The organism is Kribbella voronezhensis, from assembly GCF_004365175.1.
Taxonomy (GTDB): Bacteria; Actinomycetota; Actinomycetes; order Propionibacteriales; family Kribbellaceae; genus Kribbella; species Kribbella voronezhensis.
In genome coordinates, this window is the sequence record NZ_SOCE01000003.1 from 353,588 (window position 1) to 378,327 (window position 24,740).

A 24,740-nucleotide genomic window follows, 5' to 3' on the forward strand; every position below is an offset into this window, starting at 1 on the left:
GGAGCGATATGGGAGGTCTTCTGACGTGACAGAGACGTTGGGTGGAACGGGTGAGTTCGGCTTGATCGAAGCCGTCACCAAAGGGCTGCCCCGGGGTGAGGACGTCCTGGTCGGGCCGGGCGACGACGCGGCCGTGGTGGCGGTGCCGGACGGCCGGATGGTGATCACCACCGACCTGCTGATCGAAGGCCGGCACTTCCGCCAGGACTGGTCGTCGGCGTACGACGTAGGCCGCAAGGCGGCCGCGCAGAACCTGGCCGACATCGTCGCGATGGGGGCCCGGCCGACCTCGCTGGTGACCGGTTTCGGCGCGCCCGCCGACCTGCCGACCAGCTGGGCCGTCGAACTGAACCAGGGCATCGCCGACGAGGCCGAGTTGCTCGGCGTCAGCATCGTCGGCGGCGACGTGGTGCAGTCCGACAAGGTCGTCGTCTCGGTCACCGCCTTCGGTTCCCTCGACGGCAGAGCCCCGGTACTACGGTCCGGCGCGCGCCCCGGCGACGAGGTGGCCTTCGTCGGCCGGCTCGGCTGGGCCGAAGCGGGCGTCGCCGTACTGAACCGTGGCTTCCGTTCGCCCCGGACCGTCGTGGACGCACACCGCCGCCCACAACCGCCGTACGCCGAGGGTCCGCGCGCCGCGATCTCCGGCGCCTCCTCGATGTGCGACGTGAGCGACGGGCTGATCGCCGACCTGCGCCACATCGCGGATGCCAGCGCTGTCGTGATCGACATCCGCTCGCAGGCGCTGGCGATTCCCGAGCCGCTGCAGGCCGTCGCGGCAGCCACCGGGGTGGAGGCGCTGACGTTCGTGCTCGGCGGCGGTGACGACCACGCACTGGTGGCCACCTTCGAGCCGGCCGACGTACCGGACGGCTGGACCGTCATCGGTTCAGTTGCCGAGGGCAACGAGAACCTGCCGCCCGGAACGGTCACCGTCGACGGTGCGGCCTACACCGGCGCCCCGGGACACGCCCACTTCGGGTAACGACCCCGCACGATCCGCCCCGGGGTCGAGGGCCGACTGCGGCCGGCCTGGGGCGGTGTGAGGGACTAAGAGTTGAGTGGACCCGCTCGAGTTGAGGAGCTGACATGACTGCCGCGCCGCCCAGGGTGCTGACGATCGCCGGATCGGATTCCGGTGGCGGGGCCGGGATCCAGGCCGACCTGAAATCGATGCTGGCCAACGGCGTGCACGGGATGAGCGTGCTGACGGCGATCACCGCGCAGAACAGCATCGGCGTGCAAGGCGCCTGGGAGCTGCCCGAGGAGCAGGTGCGAGCGCAGTTCCGCAGTGTGGTCGACGACATCGGCGTGGACGCGGTGAAGACGGGGATGCTCGCTTCCGCCTCGATGGTCCGGGTGGTCGCGTCGCTGCTGCGGACCCTGCCGCCCGGCGTACCGGTGGTCGTCGATCCGGTGTCGGTCTCCAAGCACGGCGACGCGTTGCTGGCCGCGGATGCGATGGAGGCCGTGCGGGAGGAGATCGTGCCGTTGGCGACCGTGCTGACACCGAACCTCACCGAGCTCGGTCCCGTCGCGGGGACGAACGGCGAAGATCGCGAGCTGGCCGCGAAGATCCTGCTCGACGCCGGTGCCGACTGGGTACTGGTGAAGGGCGGCCACGACGACGGCCCGGTCGCGATCGACGTACTGCACGGGCCCGGCGTACGGCGGGAGTACAGCGCGCCGCGGGCCGACAACCGGCACACGCACGGCACCGGGTGCACGCTGGCCAGTGCGATCGCGGCGTACCTTGCGCGCGGGTACGACGTACCGGCTGCTGTCGGTGCTGCGAAGGACTACATCAGCGGGGCGGTCGCCGCCGGGTTCGCGCTCGGCGGCGGGATCGGCCCGGTGGACCACGGATGGCGATTTCGGACCAGGAGTGACCAGTGAACACGAGCCGGCCGCCGGTCGACGGGCTGTGCCAGGAATGTGGCTTCAACTACGACACCGGTGATCTGCAGGGCACGGTGACGACGCTGATCCGGCAGTCCGCGGAGAGCAGCATGGCGCTGACGAAGGCGGCCGCCGGGCCGGACGTGAACGTGGTCCGGCTCCGGCCGGAGCCCGAGGTGTGGTCGGCGATCGAGTACGCCTGCCATGTCCGCGACGTCCTCGAGGTGCAGCGGGCCCGGATCGCGCAGTGCCTGGCCGAGGACCGCCCGGTGTACGCGCCGATGGATCGCAGCGGGCGGCTGAAGGAACTCAAGTACGAACAGCAGGACCCGATGGTGGTCGCCGCCGCGCTGATGAAGAACGCCCGCGACTTCGGCGCCGCCGCCCGCGTCCTCAAACCGGCCGAACTCGGCAAACTCGGCCTCTACAACTACCCGGTCCGAGCCCCCCGCACCCTCGGCTGGCTGATCCGCCACACCGCCCACGAGATCCAGCACCACCGGATGGACATCATCACCATCCTGGCCAAACTCGAACCCCCCATCATCCCCGCCCCCAAAGCCGCACCGCCCGAAGACGCCGACCCCGAAACCGACGAGGCCACCCCCACCGCCGACGAACCAACCGGGACCTGACCGAACAGGACGAGGGCGTCTTGCGACGGAGGAGGCGCGGCGGTCGTCGTACCTAGGTTGTTGGTTCTGCCCAGGCGGCGATGGCTGGTTCGGTGGTGATGTGGTCCAGGGCGAGGGCCGCGGCGCCTCGGAGGGCGCCGTCGGTGGAGTGGGTGGAGTTGAGGATCGGCGGGGGAGTGGCTCGGCGGAAGCGCATCAGCCCGGACCGGTACGCCGTGTCGAAGGCTGCCGGTGCGCTCTGGCGAAGGGGGACGGCCAGGCCGCCGAGGGTGACGACGTCGGGGTCGTGGGCGTTCACCAGGCCGGCGATGCCCGAGCCGAGTGAGGTCGCCGAGAGTTCGATGGCAGCCGACGCCGCCGGGTCGGTGCGTTGCAACACTGCTTCGGCATAACTGAGCGGGTCATCAGGCTCGGCATCCCCGAGGCGCCGGGCGAGCGCGCGACCGTCGATCTCCAGATCCCAGCAACCACTCGCTCCACACGGACACCGCAACGAACGATCGCCGAAGGGCATGTGCCCGTATTCGCCACCGGCACCGGTCGCCCCACTCGCAGGAATCCCGTCCAGAATCAGAGTCCCACCCAAGCCGACCTCGACGATCAGATGCAGCGCTGTCCCCGCCCCCGCCGCAGCGCCGGTTCGTGACTCGGCCACCCCGCTGAGCGTCGCGTCGTTCCCCGCGAGCAGCGTCAGCCCGGTGTCCCCGACCACGGGACTCAGATCGACTTCGCCCCACCCCAAGGTCGACGCCTGCATCAACCGGTTGTCCCGGATCGTCCCCGCGACAGCAAGGCTCACCACCCGCAACCGATCGCCGTACTGCGCCGCAGTCGCTTCCACACGCTCGTGAAGGCTCGCCAGCACCGCCTCCGGTCGCCTGCTCCGGTGTGGCGTCGTCACCTGCTCATGGAGCGTTCCGTCGAGGGAGACGACCGCAGAGCGCCAAGTGCCTTGCCGAAGGTTCACCGCAAGAACCAGCGGCCCTTCTGGATGCGGCAGCAGCACACTGGTCGGCCGACCGCGACCACGACTCGGTGCCGGCGTCTCCGTGAGCAACTGCAACTCCCGCAGCCGTGCGGTCACCTCAGTCGCCGAACTGGTGCTCAGCCCCAGCTCACGCGCCACTGCAGCCCGCGTGATGCCCGGCTGCCGACCAACTAGGCTCAGCACCTCGGCGGCCGTCTGCCACCGGCCGCGCCGCGAAGATGTGGTGCCGACTCTTGCCGTCACGGGGACCTTCTCCCTTATGCTCGGAGAACGAGTTTAATGGAGGAGTCGATGGACCTGCAGCAAGTGCGCGCCGTGTTGTTCGACATGGACGGCACGCTGGTCACTTCCGACGAGGCGGTCGAGCGCGCCTGGACAACGTGGGCGCGCGAGTACGGCGTCGACGCCTCGGCCGTGCTCGCCATCGCCCACGGCAGCCCCGCCGACTCCACCGTCGCGCGAATCCTCCCCGCCCTCGACGAGCCCGGCCGCATCCGGGCCGCGAACCGCCAACTGCAACTCCAGTACGACGACCTGTCGGACGTCTCCGCCGCTCCCGGCGCCGCCCGGGTGCTCGCCACGATCGAGCGACTCGGGCTGCCGTGGGCCGTCGTCACGAGCGCTGACCGTCAGCTCGCCAAGGCCCGCCTCGGCGCCGCCGGCATCGACCCGCCAGTCCTGGTGACCTTCGAGGACATCACGAACGGCAAGCCGGACCCCGAGGGCTACCTCCGTGCTGCCGAGCTGCTCGACACGCCGCCCAGTTCCTGCCTGGTCGTGGAGGACGCCGAAGTAGGCCTGCAGGCCGGCCGGGCCGCTGGTTCGATGACCGCTGCCCTGAAAGGCCTGTCCGGCGACCTGGATCTCGCCGACCTCCACCAACTCGCCGACCTGCTCGAGCATCGTGAGTGACAGCGCCCGGCGGGTCGACCTGGAAGTGGGTCTCGCTCTGGCGGCCCTGGGGTTCCTGCTGGGCGGAATGGGCGCCTGCGTCGCAGTACTGGCGCGTGATCTCGACGAGCCGGCTAGCCGCCTTGCGTTGCTGCCGTCCGCTTTCGCTCTCGGTCTGCTCATCGTTGCCTTCGTAGGGCCGGTCCTGCTCCGCACTGGCAGGATCACGGCCGTACTGCGAAGCGGCGCGCTCGTCTGTGCGCTCGGAGCCGTCCTGGTCGCGGTAGCGCCCGGCTTCATCAGTGCGGTCGGTGGGGGACTGCTGATCGGCATCGGTGGAGCCCTGCTGGTGCTCCTGGCGCCACTGCTGCTCAGTGGTCCGACTGCAGCCGCCCGGCTCACCAAGGTCAACGCCGTCGGCAGTGCGACCGGCATCCTGGCGCCCTTGGCCATCGGCGGGCTCGACTCGCTCGGTCCCACCGGGCGCCTGGCGATGCTGGTCGCAGTACCGCCGTTTCTTGTTCTGATCGTCATCGCGGCTCCGGCGAGAGCGGGGGAGAGTCTTGATCCGACGCCGGCCGGTGAAGGCTCACCGTGGCTCAGTGCGTTTCGCGGCTGGTCGCGGGTCGTGCTGGCCGTGGCGGTGGAGTTCTGCTTCGTGGTGTGGGCCGTGGCCCGGCTGGTGGAGGCCGGCCTGCCGATCGCGATCGCGGCCCTGCTGGGGAGTGCGTTCCCGATCGGAATGGCTGTCGGCCGGTCGATCGGGCCGATCCACGTCCGCGGCTGGTCGCCACTGGTACCGGCCGGGCTGCTGGCCCTCAGTGGGAGCCTTTTGGTGAGTTTGTTCGGTGCGCCCGCCGTCGTGGTCGCCGGACTGTTGCTGGCCGGTCTCGGCGTTGCTCCGCTCTACCCGCTCACCATCGCCGAACTCGTCGCAACGCCTGGCATTCGGCCCGTACGGCTGGCGGCGTTGGGTGCGCTTGCCTCTGCGACAGCGATCTTGGCCGCGCCCACCATCCTGGCCGCGTTGGCGACGGTCGTGGAGCTCAGCAAGGCCTTTCTCATCACGCTGCCGCTGCTGCTCGTGTTGTTCCTGATCAGCGGGCCACTGCGGCCCGGGCGGCCGCAGACCGCAGTACGGCCTCAGGCGGAGGTCGGGAGGCCGTAGCGGGACAGCAGTTCGCGCAGGGCGTCCGTGCCATTGGCCAGGTCGTAGTGCTCGGCGTGCAGGCCGGCGCTCAGGGCGCCTTTCACGTTGCCCTCGTTGTCGTCGATGAAGAGCACTGCCGAGCCCTGCTTGCCGACCTTCGCCAGGATGGCGTGGAAATACGCCGGCTCCGGTTTGGCGACGCCGAGGTCGCAGGAGTAGAACGTCTGGTCGAACCAGTCGCCGTAGTGCCGTTCGTCCTGCATGATCGTCCGCCGGTAGGCCTGCTGGTTCGTCGCCAGGTGGCACCCGACACCCGCCGTACGGAGTTGCTGGATCAGGTCGACCACGACCGGGTCGGCCTCGAACCAGTGCCAGGGCTGCATCGCGTCATCGACAGAGGTGGTCGACTCCCACCGGGCCAGTACTTCGGCGACGGCCTCGCGGAAGTCGCCCTCCCCGCGCAGCGACGGCTGCTCCGAGGTCATCAGATCGAGGATGAACTCCTCCGCCGACTGGTCGGGGCGGATGAAGGTCGCCAGCGTGGCGCGCCAGTCGATGGTGGGCCGCTGGATCACTCCATCGGCGTCGAACAGGACGGTGTCGATCGCGGTGGTCGGCATGCGCCCATCCAACCAGCCGCCGCCCGGCCCGGGGGCAGGGTGGTCCGGATCTGGACCACCCGGCGGATGAGGCCTTGACCGGTTCAGTTGGTATGCGCTTACCTTAGCGATGTCTGAACATTTGTCGACAACTTCTCGCGCAAACAAACATCGAAAATCGTCGAAAAGTGCCCCTCCCGGTAGCGATGCGAAGGTGTAGGTGAGGCAGTCCATGGCAGTGACCAGACGGAGGTTCCTGGGCCTCGGCGCGGGAGGTGTGGCGGCCGCTGCCGGACTGACCGGATGCGGCTCGCGCAGCTCGCTCGGCGGCCGCGACGAGCTGAGCATGTGGTGCTGGACCGGCTCGGTGAACGACTCCCTGATCGCCACCGCGGAGAAGGGGATCGCCGGCACGGACAAGAAGCTCGCGATGACCCGGATCGGTGGCGACTACAAGACCAAGGTGCTGACCTCGCTGGCCGGCAAGTCGCTGGTGCCGGACATCATCGGGATCAACGACGACGTCGCCACCTACTTCCCGAACGCCGACCAGTTCCACGACCTGCGCGACCTCGGTGCCGACAAGGTCGAGGCCGACTACCTGCCGTGGAAGTGGAAGCTCGGCATCACGCCCGAGAACAAGATGATGGCCTTCCCGATGGACACCGGCCCGACCGCGCTGTTCTACCGGCGCGACGTGTTCGAGAAGGCCGGCGTACCGACCGAGCCCGCGGACGTGGCCGCGGCGGCCCCGGACTGGGACAGCTACATCCAGCTCGGCAAGAAGGTGAAGGCGGCGGTGCCGGGCTCGGCCATCACCGACAACATCACCTCGATCTTCAGCTACGCCCTGGCGCAGATGCCCAAGCGCTACATGACCGCGGAAGGCCAGTACATCGGCGACGGCGACCACATCCGCAAGGCCTGGGACCTGGCGGTCCGGGTCGTCAAGGAAGGGCTGTCGGCCAACGCCCAGTCGGGCAGTACCGACGCCAACGCCGTTGTCACCAACGGCCGGCTGGTCGCCTTCATCGGTGCGGTCTGGTGGGCCCAGCTCGGCCCGAAGAACGCGGCGCCGAAGACGAAGGGCCTGTGGCGGGTCACCCCGTCGCCCGGTGGTCCCGGCAACCGCGGCGGTTCCTTCCTCGGAATCACCAAGTACTGCAAGGATCCCGAGGCGGCCTTCGCCTTCATCACCTGGCTGGAGTCGGCCAAGAACCAGGCCCAGTCGTTCCTCGACCCGGTGCTCTTCCCGTCCACGCCGGCCAGCTACACCGACTCCCGGCTGACCGGGCCCGACCCGTTCTTCGGTGGCCAGCGGATCGTCGACGTCTTCGCCGACTCCGCGAAGAAGTATCCCGGCGCCTATTTCAGCCCGTACGACACGATCATCGGTACGCCGTTGTCGGCCGAACTGGTCAATGTCGAGATCGGCAGCAAGTCGTCCGACCAGGCCTGGAAGGACGCACAGCGCCAGATCAACCGCGAACTCACCCGGGCGGGGGCGATCTGAGATGGCCGTCAGTGAAACGGTCCGTGGACCGGCCGCGAATGTGAGCGCGAACAGTCCCGACGGGCCACCGAACCGGTTCCGGCAGGCGATACCGCAGTACGCCGCCGTCTCGCCGTTCTTCATCCTGTTCGCGATCTTCGGCGCCTTCCCGGTGTTGTTCTCGATCTGGTTGTCGTTCCATTCCTGGGACGGGATCGGCACGATGAAATGGGTCGGGATCGAGCAGTACAGCTACCTGCTCACCGACCCGAGTTTCTGGAAGTCGATCACCAACACCCTGATCATCTGGGTGATCTCGACCGTGCCGATGCTGGCGCTGGCGCTGGTGATCGCGAACGCGCTGCACAACGCGACCCGGTTCCGCACCTTCTACCGGATCGCCTACTTCATCCCGAACATCACCTCGGTGGTCGCCGTCACGATGGTGTTCGGGTCGATCTTCAGCAACAACTTCGGCCTGCTGAACGCGTTCCTGCAGTCGATCGGGCTGGACAAGATCGAGTGGCTCAGTCAGCCGTGGGGGATCAAGATCGCGATCGCCAGCATCGTCGCCTGGCGGTGGACCGGCTACAACGCGATCATCTTCCTGGCCGGCCTGCAGGCGATCTCCTCCGACATCTACGAGGCGGCGCGAGTCGACGGCGCCTCGCCGCGGCAGATGTTCTGGCGGATCACGGTGCCGTTGCTGCGGCCGGTGATCCTGTTCACCGCGGTCACCTCGACGATCGGCGGGCTGCAGATCTTCACCGAGTCGCAGGTGCTGTTCGGCAGCAGCGGCGCGATCGGCGGTCCCGGTGACGGCGGCCTGACGATCGTGTCCTACCTGTACGACAGCGCCTTCGGGAAGAACCAGTTCGGCTACGGCGCCGCGATCGGCTGGGCGCTGTTCATCCTGATCGTGTTGTTCTCGGTGATCAACTGGCGATTGATCGGCGGCAACGACGACGAGCGGCTGACCAGTCGTGCCGCCCGCCGGGTGCAGCGCAGGATCGCCGCCGAGAGAGCCGCTACGGGGAAGGCCGATGCCGACGCGGGGAAGGAGCACGCCGATGCGCACTGAACGAGTCCGGACCGTCGTCGGTCACGCCGTCTTGATGCTCGGGGTGGTCGTCTCGATCTTCCCGTTCTATTGGATGCTGGTGATGGCCTCGAACACCACGCCGGACATCTTCGCCTACCCACCGAAGCTGGTGATCGGCTCGCACCTGTTCGAGAACATGGGCCACGTGCTGGACAACATCGACTTCTTCGGCGCGATGCTGCTCACGCTGGTCGCCTCGCTCGGGGTCACCGTGCTGGTGCTGTTCTTCGACTCGCTGGCGGCGTTCGCGTTCGCGAAGTACGAGTTCCCCGGCCGCGACCTGCTCTTCGGGTTGCTGTTGGCAACCTTCATGATCCCGACCCAGCTCGCCTTGGTGCCGCAGTTCGTGACGCTGGCGGAGTTCGGCTGGATCGGGTCGCTGAAGGCACTGATCATCCCCGGCGCCGCGAACGCGTTCGGCATCTTCTGGATGCGCCAGTACGCCAAGGGCGCGATTCCCGACGAACTGATCTCCGCCGCCAAGGTCGACGGCGCCGGCTTCTTCCGCCAGTACCTGACGGTCGGCCTGCCCGTACTGCGGCCCGGCCTGGCGTTCCTGGGGATCTTCACCTTCATCAATGTCTGGAACGACTACCTGTGGCCGTTGATCGTGATGACGGACCCGAACAAGCTCACCCTGCAGGTCGCCCTGCAGCAGCTGAACGGTGTGTACGGCACCGACTACAGCATGGTGATGGCGGGCGCGCTGATGAGCGTGATTCCCTTGATCGGTGTCTTCATCATCGGCGGCCGCCACTTCATCGCCGACATCGCCGCCGGCGCCATGAAGTTCTGATACCTGATGTTCCGACTCTGCTTCCGAGAGGAATCTTTTGCCTTCCACCAAGCTCCGCTGGGGAATCCTCGGCACCGGCAACATCGCGTCCCGTTTCGCCAGTCAGGTGCCCTCGTCGGCCACCAACGAGGTGGTCGCGGTCGGCAGCCGTAGTACGGAATCGGCCAACGCCTTCGCCGACAAGTACGGCATCGCGAACCGGCACGCGTCGTACGACGATCTGCTGGCCGACGAGTCCGTCGACGCGGTCTACATCGCCACCCCGCACCCGCTGCACCCGCAGTGGGCGATCAAGGCCGCCGAAGCCGGCAAGCACGTGCTGTGCGAGAAGCCGCTGGCGATCAACCGCGCCTGGGCCGCGGCGATGATCGAGGCCGCGGTGCGCAACGACGTCTTCCTGATGGAGGCGTACATGTACCGCTGCCTGCCGCAGACCAAGCTGGTCGCCCAGTTGATCCGCGACGGCGCGATCGGCGAGGTCCACCAGATCCAGGCGTCGTTCGCGTTCCAGGCGTCGTTCAACGCCGAGAGCCGGATCTTCGCCAACGACCTGGCCGGCGGCGGCATCCTCGACGTCGGCGGCTACCCGGTGTCCTACGCGCGCCTGATCGCCGGCGCGGCCACCGGAGCGCCGTACGCCGATCCGGCCGCGGTGACCGCGGTCGGTCAGGTCGGCGAGACCGGGGTGGACGAATGGGCCGTCGCGACCCTGTTCTTCGACTCGGGGCTGACCGCCCAGGTGAGTACGGGCGTCCGCCTGAACGACGAGAACCGGGTGCGTGTGCTCGGCAGCGAGGGGTACCTCGTGGTCGAGGACCCGTGGTTCGGCGGCGACGGCAAGCCGACCCACGTCACTGTGCACAAGGTGGGGGAGGAGCCGCGCGACATCGCCGCGGACCCGGCCTTCATCTACCAGGCCGAGGCCGAGGCGGTCGCCGAGGCGATCGACGCGCGGCAGGCGCCGGAGATGAGCTGGGCGGACACGCTCGGGAATCTCCAGGTGCTGGACTCCTGGCGGAAGGCGATCGGGCAGCAGTACGACTCGGAGCGGGACGACGTGATCATCCCGACCGCGACGGGTCGCCCGCTGGCCCGGCGTACGGACGCACCGATGACGTACGGCGAGGTACCTGGCCTGGCGAAGCAGGTCTCGCGGCTCGTGATGGGCGTGGACAACCAGGAGACCCTGCCGCACGCGGCCGCGATGTTCGACGACTTCGTCGAGCGGGGCGGGACGACGTTCGACACGGCGTACATCTACGGCGGTGGGCGCGGCGAGAAGCTGCTCGGGCAGTGGATGACGTCGCGCGGCAACCGCGACGAGGTCGTTGTCATCGGCAAGGGTGCGCACACGCCGAACTGCGATCCCGAGTCGCTCACGCGGCAGCTCGGCGAGAGCCTGGAGCGGTTGCAGACCGATCACGTCGATCTGTACCTGATGCACCGCGACAACGAGGAGATCCCGGTCGGGGAGTTCGTCGACGTGATGGACTCCCACTTCCGGGCCGGCCGGATCCGGGCGTACGGCGGATCCAACTGGTCGCTGGAGCGGTTCGACGAGGCCAACGAGTACGCCGCGACGCACGGGAAGCAGCCGTTGACGCTGCTGAGCAACCACCTCAGCCTGGCGCGGGCGTACGACGTACCCTGGGCCGGTTGCCGGCATGTCAGTGACGACGAGTCGCAGGCGTGGCTCCGGGAGCGGCAGGTCGCGTTGTTCCCGTGGTCGAGTCAGGCGCGCGGGTTCTTCACCGGCCGGGCGAAGCCGGAGGACCGCTCCGACGAGGAACTGGTTCGCTGCTTCTACTCGGACGAGAACTTCGAGCGGCTGCGGCGGGCGCGCGAACTGGCGTCCGAGCATGGTGTCGAGCCGACGGCGATCGCGCTGGCCTGGCTGCTGCACCAGCCGTACCCGGTGTTCCCGCTGATCGGGCCGCGGCAGATCTCGGAGACCCGGACGTCGATGCCGGGACTGTCGGTGACGCTGTCGGCCGACGAAGTGGCGTGGCTTACACAGGCGTAGTCCACGATCGGACCGAATTGGTGGAGGCTCAGACCGCTGTGTAACATGGTCTGTCGGTGTCTCGACCCTAAACACGGAGAATCATGTCTAAGAAGTGCGATGTTTGTGACAAGAAGCCGACGTTCGGCAACAGTGTTGCGCGGCTGGGTAAGGGCGCGATGATCCGTCGGGTCAAGAAGCGCACGGCGCGTCGGTTCGACCCGAACATCCAGACCATCCGGGCGACCATCAAGGGAACCCCCACCAAGCTCAAGGTCTGCACGTCCTGCATCAAGGCAGGCAAGGTCCAGCGCGTCGTCGGCTAGGACCGTCTGCCCCCGATCGGGGCACAACTCCGTGTAGGGCCTGACCAGGCGCCCGGGAACCTCCCGGGCGCCTCGTCGCGTTTGCCGTTGGCGCTAAGGGTATTTGGCGATGACGGTGATTTCCTGGCGGTTGTGGTGGAGTTGGCGGGCGTGGAGTACGTCGTACTGTTTGCTGAGGACGTCGATGCCGCGGTGGGCCGCGTCGAGGGGGTTCTTGCCGCCACCTTTGAGGGTGACGATCGCGAGGGCGCCGCGGCGTAGGTGCGGTACGGCGTCGAGCATGACCCGGGCGCTCATGACCTGCTCCATGCGCATGTCGTTCACGACGACGTCGAAGCGGACGCGGTTGTGCCGGAAGAATTCTCCGGCGGTCGTCGCGATGTGGTGCACCCGCCGATCGGCCGTCACGCGGGGATCGAGAGCACCGGGGTCGACCGACCACATCTCCTGGCCGTGCTGGCGCAGAATGCGCGTCCAGCCGCCCGGACTCGCGCCGAGGTCGAGCCCCTTCCCGCCGGCCGGCAGGTCGAGCCCGAAGGTCTGGATCGCCTCTTCGAGCTTGAACTCCGACCGCGACACCCGCTCGTCCGACCGAGCCAGCCGCATCCGCCCACCCGGCCAGTCCGACAGGCTGTACTCGAGCCGGTTCCGCCCGAAGAGCACCGTCTTGGCGGAGACGAAGCACGACACCACCACGTCCTGCCCGGCCCGGCTCACCGCGATCCCGCGGTCGCCCAGGGCAGCTTCGAGCAGGTGGTAGTACGACCCGCCGCTCCCGGCGCCATCGGTCCATGTCTGCACCGCCAGCGCCTGCGGATGCTTCGGCAGACCCTCCAGCACCAGCTCCGCCAACTCGTGCGGCTCGGGCACCTCGTCCGGCTTGAAGCTCGCCAGCTCCACCGTCAGATGCCGGACGAAGATGATCCGCCCGGTGTCACACGCCGCAGCCAGGTCCTCGATCGCCGGTGCGTTCTCGACGATGCGGCCCAGATCCGCGCTGACCCGCTCGATCCGGACCCGGGGCCCGAACTCCGCCCGGATCTCCCGAACGGCCAACTCATAGCTGTCGGTCGCCACCGAGAACAAGATCTCCACACCCCACCCTAAGCCGCCCAGCCCGTCCGCTCCGGACGTGGAGCGCCGGGCGCGACGCGGGACCGGTTAGCCTTCCGGGCGTGGGAGAGCTGACGGTTGGGGTACTGCGGAGCTGGGCTCGCGTTGCGTTGACGGAGCTGCGGCGGGCTCGGGCGGAGATCGACGAGCTCAACGTGTACCCGGTGCCGGACGGTGACACCGGGACGAATCTGTACCTGACCTGGGAAGCCGCGTGCGACGCGCTGCCCGACGGTGAGCTGACCTTCGCGGAGGCGGTCCAGGCGTTCGGCCGGGGCGCTCTGCTGGGCGCTCGTGGTAACTCGGGAGTGATCACCTCGCAGCTCGTCCGCGCCTGCGGTCTGCGCCTCGCGGAGAACCTGCCGCGCGACCAGGAGGCCGACGCCGGCTCCGTCCTCGCCGATCCGCGGATGAGCGAGGCGGCGGCGCTCGCGAACGCGCTCGCGTTCGCGGCAGACGCGGCGTACGGCGCGGTCGCGCAGCCGGTCGAGGGCACGATGCTCACCGTCGCCCGGAAGGCCGCCGACGGCGCGCTCGCCGCCGCCAATGAGGGGAAGACGCTGGCCGAGGTCTGCCTGGCCGCTGTCGCCGGAGCGCGGCTGGCGCTGACGAAGACCACAGAACAGTTGGACGTACTACGGCGAGCCGGCGTGGTGGACGCGGGCGGCGCCGGGCTCGTGGTGATCCTCGGCGCGATGGAGTCGGTGCTGTCGGGCCGGCCGCCTGGCCAGAGCACCGGGGTTCCCCGCAGGGTGACCGGCACGGGCTCCGGTGCGGCCGAAGCGGACCAAGTCGGAGGGCCCTCGACTGCGGGGTCGGTCGGCGGGGAGGTGGGCGCGCTGGGGAGCGCGGACGGGCCGGCGTACGAGGTGGGTGGCGACGGGCCGGCGTACGAGGTGATGTATTTGCTGGATGCCGCGGATGAGCGGATCGGCGACTTTCGGCGGGCGCTCGCGGGGCTGGGGGACTCGGTGGTGGTGGTCGGTGGGGACGAGTTGTGGAACGTGCACGTTCATACCGACGACGTGGGAGCGGCGATCGAGCAGGGGATCGCGATCGGCCGGCCGCACCGGATCCGGGTGACGCACTTCGCCGACGTCGCTCCGCACGCCCCGATCGCCAGCCGCGCGGTGATCGCCGTGGCCGCCGGAGACGGACTGGCGAAGTTGTTCGTGGAGGCGGGGGCGGTGGTGGTGAAGGGCGGCCCGGGAAGGCGCTGCTCGACCGGTGAACTGCTGACCGCGATCGAGCAGTCGGGCGCCCCGGAGATCGTCATCCTCCCCAACGACAAGGACTCCATCGCCGTCGCCGAGGCCGCCGCCACCGCGGCTCGCCAGAACGGCATCCGAGTGGCAGTGATCCGGACCCGCGCGCAGGTCCAGGGGCTGGCCGCGATCGCCGTACACGATGACGACCTCAGCTTCGACGACGCCGTCGTACAGCTGTCCGCGGCGGCCGGCCAGACCCGGCACGGAGCGGTGACGATCGCGGTGAAGGACGCCTGGACGATGGCCGGCACCTGCCGGATCGGCGACGCGCTGGGCGTGGTGGACGGCGATTTCGCCTTGATCACCGAGGATCTCGTCGCGGCCGCGACCGGCGTGGCCGACCGGCTGCTCGGTGGCGGCGGTGAGCTGATGACCGTGGTCCGCGGCGCGAACGCGAGCCCCGACCTGGTCGACGCGCTGGTGCGGCACGTGCGCCGGAACCGCAAAGATGTCGATGTCGTGGTGTACGACGGTGGTCAGGAGAGGTACCCGTTGCTGATCGGGGTGGAATGAAGACGGACATCGACCGGAAGCTTCGCGACTTCGTCGGCGCGAAGACGGCCAAGACCTTCGCCGACGTGCTCGGCATCGAGACCGTCGGGGACCTGCTGCGGCACTATCCGCGGCGGTACCTGAAGAAGGGCGAGCTGACCCCGTTCGACGAGCTCAGGGTCGGCGACCAGGCCACGGTCAGCGGGCGGGTCAAGAAGGTCACCGTCCGCTCGCTGGACTCCAAACTGGAGATCAGGCCGGAGGACGTCAACAAGTACCGCCGGCACAAGACGATCACCAAGGTGGTCGTCACCGACGGCCGCAACGACATCGAGCTCGCCTTCTTCAACCAGCCCTGGCTGGCGAACAAGCTGACCGTCGGGACGGCCGCGCTGTTCTGGGGCGAGGTGACGATGTTCCGCGACATCATGCAGCTGAAGGGCCCGGGCACCGAGATCCTCGACGAGGAGGACCTGAGCGAGGCCGAGATCGAGCGCCGGGCCCGCCCGTTCCGGCCGCTGTATCCGGCGACCGCGAAGCTGCCGACCGCGACGATCGAGCGCAGCATCAAGATCGTGCTGGACAACCTGGACGACGTCGAGGACCCGATCCCCGAGCTGATCCTGCGCAACGAGAAGCTGCTCGGCCTGCGTGAGGCGCTGCAGAAGATCCACCTGCCGGAGACCGAGCAGGACTGGGTGACCGCGCAGAAGCGGTTCCGGTTCGAGGAAGCCCTGGTGATGCAGACGATCCTGGCCCAGCGCCGGGCCGTCACCGACGCGCTGAAGGCGATCCCACGGCCCCGGACCGACGGCGGCCTGCTGACCGACTTCGACGCCCGGCTGCCGTTCCAGCTCACCGCCGGGCAGGCCGAGGTCGGCGAGGAGATCTTCGCGGACCTGGCCCGGCCGCATCCGATGCACCGGCTGCTGCAGGGCGAGGTCGGCTCCGGCAAGACGATCGTGGCGCTCCGGGCGATGCTCGCCGTGGTGGATGCCGGTGGTCAGGCGGTCCTGCTGGCCCCGACCGAGGTGCTCGCGACCCAGCACCACAAGACCCTGACCAAGATGCTCGGTGAGCTGGCCGAGGCGGGCATGCTGGGCGGCGCCGAGCGGGCGACCCGGGTGGGACTGCTCACCGGCTCGCTGAACGCGGCAGCCCGGCGTACGGCGATGTTGGACGCAGCCAGTGGCGCCGCCGGGATCGTGGTCGGCACGCACGCGTTGCTCGAGGACAAGGTGCAGTTCGCGGACCTCGGCCTGGTCGTGGTCGACGAGCAGCACCGGTTCGGAGTGGAGCAGCGGGCCGCGCTGAGCCAGAAGTCCGGCGAGAACACCCCACACGTGCTGGTGATGACCGCGACCCCCATCCCGCGGACCGTGGCGATGACCGTCTTCGGCGACCTCGCGGTCTCCACGCTGACCGAGCTGCCGGCCGGGCGGTCGCCGATCACGAGTTCGGTGGTCCCCGCCGCGGAGAAGCCGGCCTGGCTGGAACGAGCCTGGCAGCGGGTCCGCGAGGAGGTGGGCAAGGGCCACCAGGTGTACGTCGTGTGCCCGCGGATCGGGGACGAGGTCAAGAACGCCGGCGACGAGGAGGCCGACTTCGCGGAGCAGGACTCCGACAGCGACGGCAAGCAGGCGCCCAAGGAGCGACGGCCACCGCTGTCGGTGATGTTCATCGCCGAGAAGCTGGCCGAGATCCTGGCCGGGCTGCGGGTGGAGATCCTGCACGGGCGGCTGCCGGCCGACGAGAAGGATTCGGTGATGACCCGGTTCGCGGCCGGGGAGATCGACGTACTGATCGCCACCACCGTGATCGAGGTCGGCGTCGACGTACCGAACGCCTCGACGATGGTGGTGATGGACGCCGACCGCTTCGGGATCTCCCAGTTGCACCAGTTGCGCGGCCGGGTCGGCCGGGGCACGGTCCCAGGGCTCTGTCTGCTCGTGACCGACAGCTGGCCCGCCAGCAAGTCACGGGAGCGGCTGGACGCGGTGGCCGCGACCACGGACGGCTTCGAGCTGTCCCGGATCGACCTGGAGACCCGCAAGGAGGGCGACGTCCTCGGCGTCGCGCAGTCGGGCGTCCGGAGCAGCCTGAAGCTGCTCAGCGTGCTCCGGGACGAGGACATCATCCTGGCCGCCCGGCACGTGGCCAAGTCGATCGTCTCGGTCGATCCCGAGCTGGTGACCTACCCGTCGTTGCGCTCCACCGTGGCCAGTGCGCTGGCGTCCGAGGCGACCGACTACCTGGAGAAGACGTGACCCGGATCATCGGCGGTGCCTCCGGCGGCCGGCGCATCGCAGTACCGGCCGGAAGCGGGACGCGGCCGACCGCGGACCGGGTGCGCGAGGCGATGTTCTCGTCGCTGGAGACCGAGTTCGGCAGCTTCCTCGGCCTCGCCGTCCTGGACCTGTACGCCGGCAGCGGCGCGCTCGGGCTGGAGGCGTTGTCGCGCGGCGCGGCTCGGGTGGTGCTGGTGGAGTCGGACCGGAAGGCGGCCGAGGTGATCGCCGCGAACATCAAGGTGGTCGGTCTTCCCGGCGCCACGGTGCTCACCCGGCCGGCCGAGAAGGTTGCCTCGGGCGACAATCCGGCCGGCCCGTTCGACCTGGTCTGCGCCGACCCGCCGTACAGGCTGGAAACCCTTGAACTGCAGGAGGTTCTGACCTCATTGCGGGACAACGGGTGGCTGGCCGAGGATGCCGTCGTGGTGGTCGAGCGGGGCAAGCGGGAGCCGTGGGAGTGGCCGGACGGGTTCGCCGCGCTGCGCGATCGCAAGTACGGCGAGGCCCGGCTTTGGTACGGTCACCGCCATGACCAGCGCGGGGTATCGGCATGAGTAGGGCCGTCTTTCCGGGCACCTTCGATCCGCCCACCAACGGTCATCTGGACGTCATCGGCCGGGCGGCCGCCGCCTTCGACGAGGTGATCGTCGCGGCCGGGGTGAACCAGTCCAAGCAGCGGCTGTTCAGCCTCGAGGAGCGGGTCGAGATGCTGACCGCGCTGGCCGAGCCGTTCGGCAACGTCCGGGTCGGCACCTTCGAGGGCCTGCTGGTCGACTACTGCCGGTCCGAGGGGGCCGGCGTGATCGTCAAGGGCCTGCGCTCGGGCGGCGACTACGACTACGAGCTGCAGATGGCGCAGATGAACCGGAAGTTGTCGGGCGTGGATACGCTTTTCCTGCCGACCGCGACGGAGAACGGGTACATCTCCTCCAGCCTGGTCAAGGAGATCGCCAAGCTCGGCGGCGAGGTGGGCGAGTTCCTGCCGCCCGTCGTGCACGCGGCGCTGCTCGCCAAGCTCGGCCGCGGGAACGGCTGACACTCGCCCCAAAGATTTCCCGGCCGCCCCGGATTGGGCGACCGGCCGGTAAGTTGGTAATGTTGTCCACTGGTCTCGACGAGACCGAGATTCTGCCTGCCCCACGCCTGAAAGGGTTGTTCTGAGCGCCTTGGACCCGCGGTCCCCACTCGTGATCGATACCCACGAGCTGTCTCGCCGCGCCGGGTCCCAGCGCGAAGTCTCCTTCACGGCACCGGCACCGGCCGATCTCGGAATCGACGTGATCGGCGTCCCCGAGGGCGACCCGATCCAGTTCGATCTGCGACTGGAAGCGGTGGTCGAAGGGGTGCTCGTCACCGGTTCGGCCACTGGCCGGCTGGTCGGGGAGTGCGCACGGTGCCTGGTCGATGTCGAGGACGAGTTCCTCGCCGACGTCCAGGAGCTGTACGTCTACCCGGAGAGCGATGCCGAGCCGGACGAGGCCAGCCGGATGGAGGGCGATCTGATCGACCTCGAGCCGGCGTTGAGGGACCAGGTGGTGCTCGCGCTGCCGTTCCAGCCTTTGTGTGCGGACGACTGTCCGGGCCTGTGCCCCGAGTGTGGGGTGCGCCTGGTGGAGGAGCCCGGACACAAGCACGAGGACCGGGGCGACCCGCGCTGGTCCGCACTGAGTGACCTGCTCCCGCAGGATGAAAAACCGTAAGATCGCACAGCCAATTTCCAGCCAGCCGGCCGGGTCGCAAGCCCCCGGCCGAACCGAGGAGTCATAACCGTGGCCGTTCCGAAGCGGAAGATGTCGCGCAGCAACACCCGGAGCCGCCGGGCGCAGTGGAAGACGACTGCCGCCGCGCTGGTCACCTGCGTGAACCCCGCCTGCCGCGCCAAGCACCTGCAGCACACCGTCTGCCCGACCTGCGGCCAGTACGGCGCCAAGGGCGAGCGTCGCCAGGTCGTCGAGAGCTAAACGGCAACCCCCCAGTGAACTCTGCCAACGAAACGGGGCTCTACGCCGAGCTGAACCAACGGCTCGGCGTATCGCTGGCTGACGCATTACTGGAGCACGCCTTCACCCACCGTTCGTTCGCATACGAGAACGGTGGGTTGCCGACCAACGAGCGGCTGGAGTTCCTCGGGGACTCCGTGCTCGGCGTCATCGTCACGGAGTCGCTGTTCCGCAACCATCCGGACCTGTCCGAGGGCCGGCTGGCCAAGCTGCGCGCGGCGGTGGTCAACATGCGCGCCCTCGCCGGCGTCGCCCGTGACCTCAAGCTGGGCAAGTACCTGCGGCTCGGCCGGGGCGAGGAAGCCACCGGTGGCCGGGACAAGTCCTCGATCCTCGCGGACTGCGTGGAGGCGCTGATCGGCGCCGTCTACCTGGACCGCGGGTTCGAGGTCGCCGGCCGGGTGGTGCACACGCTGTTCGACGAGCTGATGGAGTCGTCGGCGCGGCTCGGGGCCGGCCTGGACTGGAAGACGAGCCTGCAAGAGCTCGTCGCCCAACTCGGCGTCGGCGTCCCGGAGTACGTGATCGCCGAGTCCGGCCCGGACCACGCCAAGACGTTCGAGGCGCGGGTCCGGATCGGCGCGGACACCTACGGGCACGGCATCGGCCGGAGCAAGAAGGAAGCCGAGCAGCAGGCCGCCGAGACCGCCTGGAAGGCTCTGCGCGCGGCGCATCCCGACAGCATCGACCCGTCCCAGCAGCCTTAAGCGGTGCCCGAGCTTCCTGAGGTAGAGGTCGTCCGCCGCGGGCTCGCGGAATTCACCACCGGCAGGACCATCGACGCGGTCGAGGTGCTGCATCCGCGCCCGCTGCGCCGGCACCTGCTCGGGCCGGACGACTTCTCCTCGCGGCTGAAGGGCCAGGTCTTCGCCACGCCCGCGCGGCGCGGCAAGTACCTGTGGCTGCCGCTGGCCTCCGGCGACGCCGTCCTGACCCATCTGGGCATGAGCGGCCAGTTCCGCGTCCAGCCGGTCGGGGCCGAGGACGAGAAGCATCTGCGGGTCAGATTCCGGTTCGCCGACGACCGCGGAGAGGTCCGTTTTGTGGACCAGCGGATGTTCGGTGGTCTGTCGTACTCCGAAGGTGGCGCCGAGCTGCCCGCGGAGATCGCGCACATCGCCCGCGACCCGTTCGACCCGCTGTTCGACGACGACCTTTTCGTGGCGTCGATCCGGCGCCGCAAGACCGGTCTGAAGCGGGCCCTGCTGGACCAGACGCTGGTCAGCGGAGTCGGGAACATCTATGCCGACGAGGCTTTGTGGCGTGCAAAGCTGCACTACGCCAAGGCCACCGAGACCCTGAAACCCTTACAGGCAAGGGAAATCCTCACCCATGCCCGCGAGGTGATGGGCGCCGCCCTGGATGTCGGCGGCACCAGCTTCGATGCCCTGTATGTCAACGTGAACGGGGAATCCGGCTATTTCGAGCGCGGTCTGGCGGTCTACGGCCAGGAGGGCTCGCCGTGCCCTCGCGACGGCCGCCCGATCCGTCGCGAGCCGTTCATGAACCGTTCCTCGTTCCGTTGCCCGAAGTGCCAGCCGGTGCCGCGACACGCCCGGTGGTGAGCGAGATATTGTTAATTGACGTACCTCAGGTTGACCCGTGGCTCAGCCGGTGTCACCCTAAAAGACGGCACACTTTTATGCGCTCCATGCCACTTCAGGGCTCAGGGGCGCCACACTGCCAGAACCCTTCCGGAGGACAGCACAATGGCCAAGGCTCTTCTAGGGCACCTTGGAGGCACTGACCCGCGCATGCTCGAGCAGGTTCGTCTGCTCAACCGGCGTGTCGCCGATCTGGAGGCGCACGTGATGCGCTTGCAGGCAGAGAACGATCATCTGGTCGCAGCCGTTCACGAGGAACGACTGCTCACCGTCGACGAGGCTCTGCGCGCCCCCGCTTCGGTCTGAGTTCGGCCGAAGCCGCACCACATCACCGTCCGCACCACCCACGGCGGCGGCCCCCGTCCGGGCCTCCGCCGGTTTCATGTCCGCAGTAGGTACAGTGAAGTGCGGAACTACTTCCCCGGGTAGCGGCACTGTCACCGTCTGTGCGGTGGCCGATGCAAGTTATGACGGTTCCTTTAGGTATCGTCTGTCCTTTCACGGGTTGGGAGCCTCGCTTTGTACCTCAAGAGCATGACGCTCCGAGGATTCAAGTCGTTCGCGTCGGCCACGACGATGAACTTCGAGCCGGGGATCACCTGCATCGTCGGCCCGAACGGTTCCGGGAAGTCCAATGTCGTCGACGGTCTCGCCTGGGTGATGGGCGAGCAGGGCGTGAAGTCCCTGCGCGGCGGCAAGATGGAAGACGTCATCTTCGCCGGTACGTCGGGGCGCGCGCCGCTGGGCCGCGCCGAGGTCGTGCTGACCATCGACAACACCGACGGCGCCCTCCCGATCGACTACGCCGAGGTCACCATCTCGCGGACGATGTTCCGCAACGGTGGCTCCGACTACCAGATCAACGGCCAGAACTGCCGGCTGCTCGACGTCCAGGAACTGCTCAGCGACTCCGGTATCGGCCGTGAGATGCACGTCATCGTCGGCCAGGGCCAGCTCGACTCGATCCTGCGCGCCACGCCGGAAGGCCGCCGCGGCTTCGTCGAGGAGGCGGCCGGCGTCCTCAAGCACCGCAAGCGCAAGGAGAAGGCGCTGCGGAAGCTGGAGTCGACCGAGGGCAACGTGCACCGTCTCGGCGACCTGATCGCCGAGATCCGCCGCCAGTTGAAGCCGCTCGGGCGCCAGGCGGAGGTGGCGCGGCGGGCGGTGACGATCCAGGCGGAGGTCCGCGACGGCCGGTCCCGGCTGCTCGCCGACGACATCGTGCAGGCGCAGTCCGCGCTGGAGGCCGAGCTCAAGGACGAGGCGGCGCTGACCGAGAAGCGGGCCCAGATCGAGGCGGCGCTGCGGGAGGCCCGCGATCTCGAGGCGACGCTCGAGGACGCGCTTCGGACGGATGCTCCGGCACTGCAGGCCGCGCAAGATACGTGGTACCAGCTGTCCGGGTTCGGCGAGAAGATCAAGGGCACCGCGCGGATCGCCGCGGACCGGATCCGGTCGCTCAACGACGAGGCCGACGAGCCGCGGGCCGGGCGAGATCCCGAAGAGCTCGAACTCGAGGCAGCGCGGGTCCGCGAGACCGAGGCGCAGATCGAGGCCGAGGTCGAGGCGCACTCCGAACTGCTGGCCGCGGCCATCGAGCGACGCCAGGACCTGGAGGCGCAGCACGCCGAGGAGGAGCGCCGGATCGCCGCGCTGATCCGGGCCTCGGCCGACCGCCGTGAGGGACTCGCCCGGTTGACCGGGCAGGTGAACGCGCTGAAGAGCCGCGCGGCCGCCGCCGAGTCCGAGATCGGCCGGCTGGCCGCCAACCAGCGCGAGGCCGAGCAGCGAGCCGCCAAGGCACAGCACGACTTCACCGCTCTGGAGACCCAGGTCGCCGGCCTCGATGCCGGCGAGAAGGGTCTGAACGACCAGTACGAGGCCGCCCAGAGCGTGCTCGACGAGCTCGAGGAGCGGCTCACCAAGCTTCGTGCCGAGGAACGCGACGCCGAGCGGGAGCGGACCGGCCTGGCCGCCCGCAAGGAGGCCCTGGAGATCGGGCTGAACCGCAAGGACGGGGCGGGCGCGCTCCTGGCCGCCTCGGAGCAGGTGACCGGCCTGATGGGTTCCGTCGCCGCCCTGCTGAGCGTGCGCCCGGGGTACGAGACTGCGATCGCCGCCGCGCTGGGGGAAGCCGCCGACGCCGTCGCGGTGGCGCACACCTCCGCCGCCATCGAGGCGGTCGGGCACCTGAAAGAGCATGATCTCGGCCGCGCCGGGATGCTGCTCGGCGACGCACCCGCCGAGGACTACTCGTCGTGGCCGCAGTTGCCGGGCGGCGCGACGTACGCCGTTGATGTCGTCGAGTGCCCGGAGACGCTGCGGCCGGCCTTGCGCCGGCTGCTCCGCAAGGTCGCCGTGGTCGAGGACATTCCCGCGGCCCGGTCGCTGATCCAGCACCTGCCCGACATCACCGCGACCACCCGCGTCGGCGACGTACTGGGTGCGCACTTCGCGTACGGCGGGTCGGACGCCGCGCCGAGCCTGATCGAGGTGCAGTCCGCGGTCGACGAGGCTTCGGAGAAGCTGATCGAGGCCACCGCTCGGAGCGAGCGGCTGCGGTTCGAGTTGGCGGCGCTGGAGCGCGAGCGGGAGCAGCAGAAGCAGTCCGTCGAGATCACCCTGGCCCGGCTGCACGAGTCGGACGCGGCGATGGCTGCGGTGGCCGAGCAGTTGGCTCAGTTCGGGTCGCTGGCGAAGGCGTCGCGCGGTGAGGCCCAGCGGATGGCCGAGGCGATCGCGGCGGCCGAGGAGGAGCGCGACCGGAACCTGTCCGGCCTCGCCGACCTCGAGCAGCGGTTGAAGGACGTCGAGCAGTACGGCGACGACGAAGGCGACGAGCCCGACACGGAGGAGCGCGACCGGCTGGCCGAGGCGGCCAAGGCCGGTCGGGCGGCCGAGATGGAGGCGCGGCTGGCCCTGCGGACCACCGAGGAGCGGGCCCGGGCGTTGTCCGGGCGGGCCGACTCGCTGGAGCGCGCGGCCCGGCAGGAGCGGGAGGCGCGGGCACGAGCGATCGCCCGCGCGTCGCGGCGAGCCCGTCAGTCCGAGGCGGCGCAGGCCGTGCATCTGGCGGCCGGCCATGTGCTGGCCCGGCTGGAGAACTCGCTGCAGTTGGCTGCCGCCGAGCGCGCGGCGATCCAGGCTGAGCGCGCCGACCGCGAGCAGAGCCTGGCGCAGGCCCGTTCGGCCACGCGGAACCTGAGCAGTGAGCTGGAGCAGCTGACCAACACCGTGCACCGCGACGCGCTGGCTCGCGCGGAGCAGAAGATGCGGCTCGAGGCCTTGTACGAGAAGGCGCTCAGCGAGCTCGGTACCGAGGTGGAGACGCTCATCGCGGAGTACGGGCCGGATCAGCTCGTGCCGCCGCTGCCGGCCGCCGACGGCGACCCCGACCAGCCCGAGCTGGAGGTCGAGGGGGAGCCGTTCGACCGGGCCAAGGTGGCGAAGCGGCTGAAGGCGGCCGAGCGTGCTCTCGGCCAGCTGGGGCGGATCAACCCGCTCGCGCTGGAGGAGTTCGACGCGATGGAGGAGCGGCACCGGTTCCTGTCGGAGCAGCTCGAGGACCTGAAGAAGTCCCGCCGCGACCTGATGGACATCGTCAAGGAGGTCGACGACCGGGTCGAACAGGTCTTCACCGAGGCGTACCGCGATGTCGAGGTCGCTTTCGAGCACGTGTTCAGCCGGCTGTTCCCCGGCGGCGAGGGCCGGCTCGTGCTGACCGACCCGAGCGACATGCTGAGCACCGGCATCGACGTCGAGGCGCGGCCGCCGGGCAAGAAGGTCAAGCGGCTGTCGCTGCTGTCCGGTGGTGAGCGCTCGCTGGTCGCGGTCGCCTTCCTGGTCGCCCTGTTCAAGGCCCGCCCGTCGCCCTTCTACATCCTGGACGAGGTCGAGGCCGCCCTGGACGACACCAACCTCGGCCGCCTGCTGGAGATCTACGAGGAGCTCCGCGAGAACAGCCAGCTCCTGGTCATCACCCACCAGAAGCGCACCATGGAGGTCGCCGACGCCCTCTACGGCGTCACCATGCGCGGCGACGGCGTCTCAGCCGTCATCTCCCAACGAATCCGCGAACCCGAACCCGCCTGA

At 69.2% G+C, this 24,740-nt stretch carries 23 protein-coding genes; 19 read left to right on the forward strand and 4 right to left on the reverse strand.

The annotated features are described in order from the left end of the window. The first annotated feature begins 25 nt into the window (after positions 1–25). The 3 genes from EV138_RS36325 to EV138_RS36335 all read left to right on the forward strand — a co-directional run bounded on the left by EV138_RS36325 (position 26) and on the right by EV138_RS36335 (position 2,534). Complete coding sequence (locus EV138_RS36325; RefSeq protein ID WP_133985244.1) at positions 26–985, forward strand: thiamine-phosphate kinase; 960 nt, start codon at positions 26–28, stop codon at positions 983–985. Between the two features lie 104 nt (positions 986–1,089). After that, entirely contained in the window at positions 1,090–1,896 is an 807-nt protein-coding gene (gene thiD, locus EV138_RS36330; RefSeq protein WP_133985246.1) for a bifunctional hydroxymethylpyrimidine kinase/phosphomethylpyrimidine kinase, read from the forward strand. Next, positions 1,893–2,534 (forward strand): DinB family protein, encoded by a 642-nt coding sequence (locus tag EV138_RS36335; RefSeq protein WP_133985248.1) that lies wholly within the window; start codon positions 1,893–1,895, stop codon positions 2,532–2,534. The genes thiD and EV138_RS36335 overlap by 4 nt, the downstream gene beginning before the upstream one ends. Positions 2,535–2,586: 52 nt before the next feature. On the opposite strand, the gene EV138_RS36340 is transcribed toward EV138_RS36335, so the two are convergent. Further along, entirely contained in the window at positions 2,587–3,765 is a 1,179-nt protein-coding gene (locus tag EV138_RS36340; RefSeq protein WP_202867115.1) for an ROK family transcriptional regulator, read from the reverse strand. 48 nt (positions 3,766–3,813) lie between these two features. On the opposite strand from EV138_RS36340, the gene EV138_RS36345 reads away from it, so the two are divergent. After that, positions 3,814–4,434: an HAD-IA family hydrolase gene (locus tag EV138_RS36345; protein ID WP_133985250.1), complete on the forward strand. Its 621-nt coding sequence runs from the start codon at positions 3,814–3,816 to the stop codon at positions 4,432–4,434. Continuing rightward, the gene (locus EV138_RS36350) at positions 4,427–5,581 is read left to right on the forward strand and encodes an MFS transporter (RefSeq protein WP_133985252.1); all 1,155 of its coding nucleotides are present in this window, start codon (positions 4,427–4,429) and stop codon (positions 5,579–5,581) included. Before EV138_RS36345 ends, EV138_RS36350 begins: the two co-directional genes overlap by 8 nt. Here the strand turns inward: EV138_RS36350 and EV138_RS36355 are convergent. Continuing rightward, on the reverse strand, positions 5,557–6,183 hold the full coding sequence (locus EV138_RS36355; protein WP_133985254.1) for an HAD-IA family hydrolase: 627 nt from the start codon (positions 6,181–6,183) through the stop codon (positions 5,557–5,559). The genes EV138_RS36350 and EV138_RS36355 overlap by 25 nt on opposite strands. A 211-nt stretch (positions 6,184–6,394) precedes the next feature. Here EV138_RS36355 and EV138_RS36360 point away from each other — a divergent pair, with 211 nt between their 5' ends. The 5 genes from EV138_RS36360 to rpmB all read left to right on the forward strand — a co-directional run bounded on the left by EV138_RS36360 (position 6,395) and on the right by rpmB (position 11,880). Continuing rightward, positions 6,395–7,675 carry an ABC transporter substrate-binding protein gene (locus tag EV138_RS36360; protein WP_133985256.1) on the forward strand — a complete coding sequence of 427 codons (1,281 nt, stop codon included), beginning with the start codon at positions 6,395–6,397 and terminating at the stop codon, positions 7,673–7,675. 1 nt (position 7,676) lies between these two features. Further along, positions 7,677–8,735 (forward strand): carbohydrate ABC transporter permease, encoded by a 1,059-nt coding sequence (locus EV138_RS36365; protein WP_133985258.1) that lies wholly within the window; start codon positions 7,677–7,679, stop codon positions 8,733–8,735. After that, complete coding sequence (locus EV138_RS36370; RefSeq protein WP_133985260.1) at positions 8,725–9,552, forward strand: carbohydrate ABC transporter permease; 828 nt, start codon at positions 8,725–8,727, stop codon at positions 9,550–9,552. The genes EV138_RS36365 and EV138_RS36370 overlap by 11 nt, the downstream gene beginning before the upstream one ends. Before the next feature lie 37 nt (positions 9,553–9,589). Further along, positions 9,590–11,575 carry an aldo/keto reductase gene (locus EV138_RS36375; RefSeq protein ID WP_133985262.1) on the forward strand — a complete coding sequence of 662 codons (1,986 nt, stop codon included), beginning with the start codon at positions 9,590–9,592 and terminating at the stop codon, positions 11,573–11,575. A gap of 83 nt (positions 11,576–11,658) precedes the next feature. Beyond that, positions 11,659–11,880 carry a 50S ribosomal protein L28 gene (gene rpmB / locus EV138_RS36380; protein ID WP_112237032.1) on the forward strand — a complete coding sequence of 74 codons (222 nt, stop codon included), beginning with the start codon at positions 11,659–11,661 and terminating at the stop codon, positions 11,878–11,880. Positions 11,881–11,973: 93 nt separating this feature from the next. Here rpmB and EV138_RS36385 read toward each other — a convergent pair whose 3' ends face one another. After that, positions 11,974–12,975, reverse strand: a complete 1,002-nt coding sequence (locus EV138_RS36385) for an SAM-dependent methyltransferase (protein WP_238158609.1) — start codon at positions 12,973–12,975, stop codon at positions 11,974–11,976. A gap of 80 nt (positions 12,976–13,055) precedes the next feature. Here EV138_RS36385 and EV138_RS36390 point away from each other — a divergent pair, with 80 nt between their 5' ends. From EV138_RS36390 to mutM, 8 genes are all read left to right on the forward strand, one after another. Continuing rightward, on the forward strand, positions 13,056–14,774 hold the full coding sequence (locus EV138_RS36390; protein WP_133985264.1) for a DAK2 domain-containing protein: 1,719 nt from the start codon (positions 13,056–13,058) through the stop codon (positions 14,772–14,774). Beyond that, complete coding sequence (recG, locus tag EV138_RS36395; protein ID WP_133985266.1) at positions 14,771–17,020, forward strand: ATP-dependent DNA helicase RecG; 2,250 nt, start codon at positions 14,771–14,773, stop codon at positions 17,018–17,020. The genes EV138_RS36390 and recG overlap by 4 nt, the downstream gene beginning before the upstream one ends. Beyond that, the gene (rsmD, locus tag EV138_RS36400) at positions 17,017–17,598 is read left to right on the forward strand and encodes a 16S rRNA (guanine(966)-N(2))-methyltransferase RsmD (protein ID WP_133985268.1); all 582 of its coding nucleotides are present in this window, start codon (positions 17,017–17,019) and stop codon (positions 17,596–17,598) included. Before recG ends, rsmD begins: the two co-directional genes overlap by 4 nt. Further along, positions 17,595–18,080, forward strand: coding sequence for a pantetheine-phosphate adenylyltransferase (coaD, locus tag EV138_RS36405; protein ID WP_133985270.1), 486 nt, complete (start codon positions 17,595–17,597; stop codon positions 18,078–18,080). Before rsmD ends, coaD begins: the two co-directional genes overlap by 4 nt. 151 nt (positions 18,081–18,231) lie before the next feature. Continuing rightward, positions 18,232–18,744: a YceD family protein gene (locus tag EV138_RS36410; protein ID WP_202867117.1), complete on the forward strand. Its 513-nt coding sequence runs from the start codon at positions 18,232–18,234 to the stop codon at positions 18,742–18,744. Positions 18,745–18,813: 69 nt separating this feature from the next. Then, positions 18,814–19,005: a 50S ribosomal protein L32 gene (gene rpmF, locus EV138_RS36415; protein ID WP_133985275.1), complete on the forward strand. Its 192-nt coding sequence runs from the start codon at positions 18,814–18,816 to the stop codon at positions 19,003–19,005. Between the two features lie 14 nt (positions 19,006–19,019). Beyond that, positions 19,020–19,751, forward strand: a complete 732-nt coding sequence (rnc, locus tag EV138_RS36420) for a ribonuclease III (RefSeq protein WP_112237018.1) — start codon at positions 19,020–19,022, stop codon at positions 19,749–19,751. 3 nt (positions 19,752–19,754) lie between these two features. Next, a complete protein-coding gene (mutM, locus tag EV138_RS36425; protein WP_133985277.1) occupies positions 19,755–20,609 on the forward strand; it encodes a bifunctional DNA-formamidopyrimidine glycosylase/DNA-(apurinic or apyrimidinic site) lyase in 855 nt (284 codons plus the stop codon). A 159-nt stretch (positions 20,610–20,768) separates the two neighbouring features. Here mutM and EV138_RS37785 read toward each other — a convergent pair whose 3' ends face one another. Beyond that, the gene (locus EV138_RS37785; protein ID WP_202867118.1) at positions 20,769–21,032 is read right to left on the reverse strand and encodes a hypothetical protein; all 264 of its coding nucleotides are present in this window, start codon (positions 21,030–21,032) and stop codon (positions 20,769–20,771) included. A gap of 150 nt (positions 21,033–21,182) precedes the next feature. Between EV138_RS37785 and smc the strand changes: the two genes are divergently transcribed. After that, entirely contained in the window at positions 21,183–24,740 is a 3,558-nt protein-coding gene (gene smc, locus EV138_RS36435) for a chromosome segregation protein SMC (protein WP_133985279.1), read from the forward strand.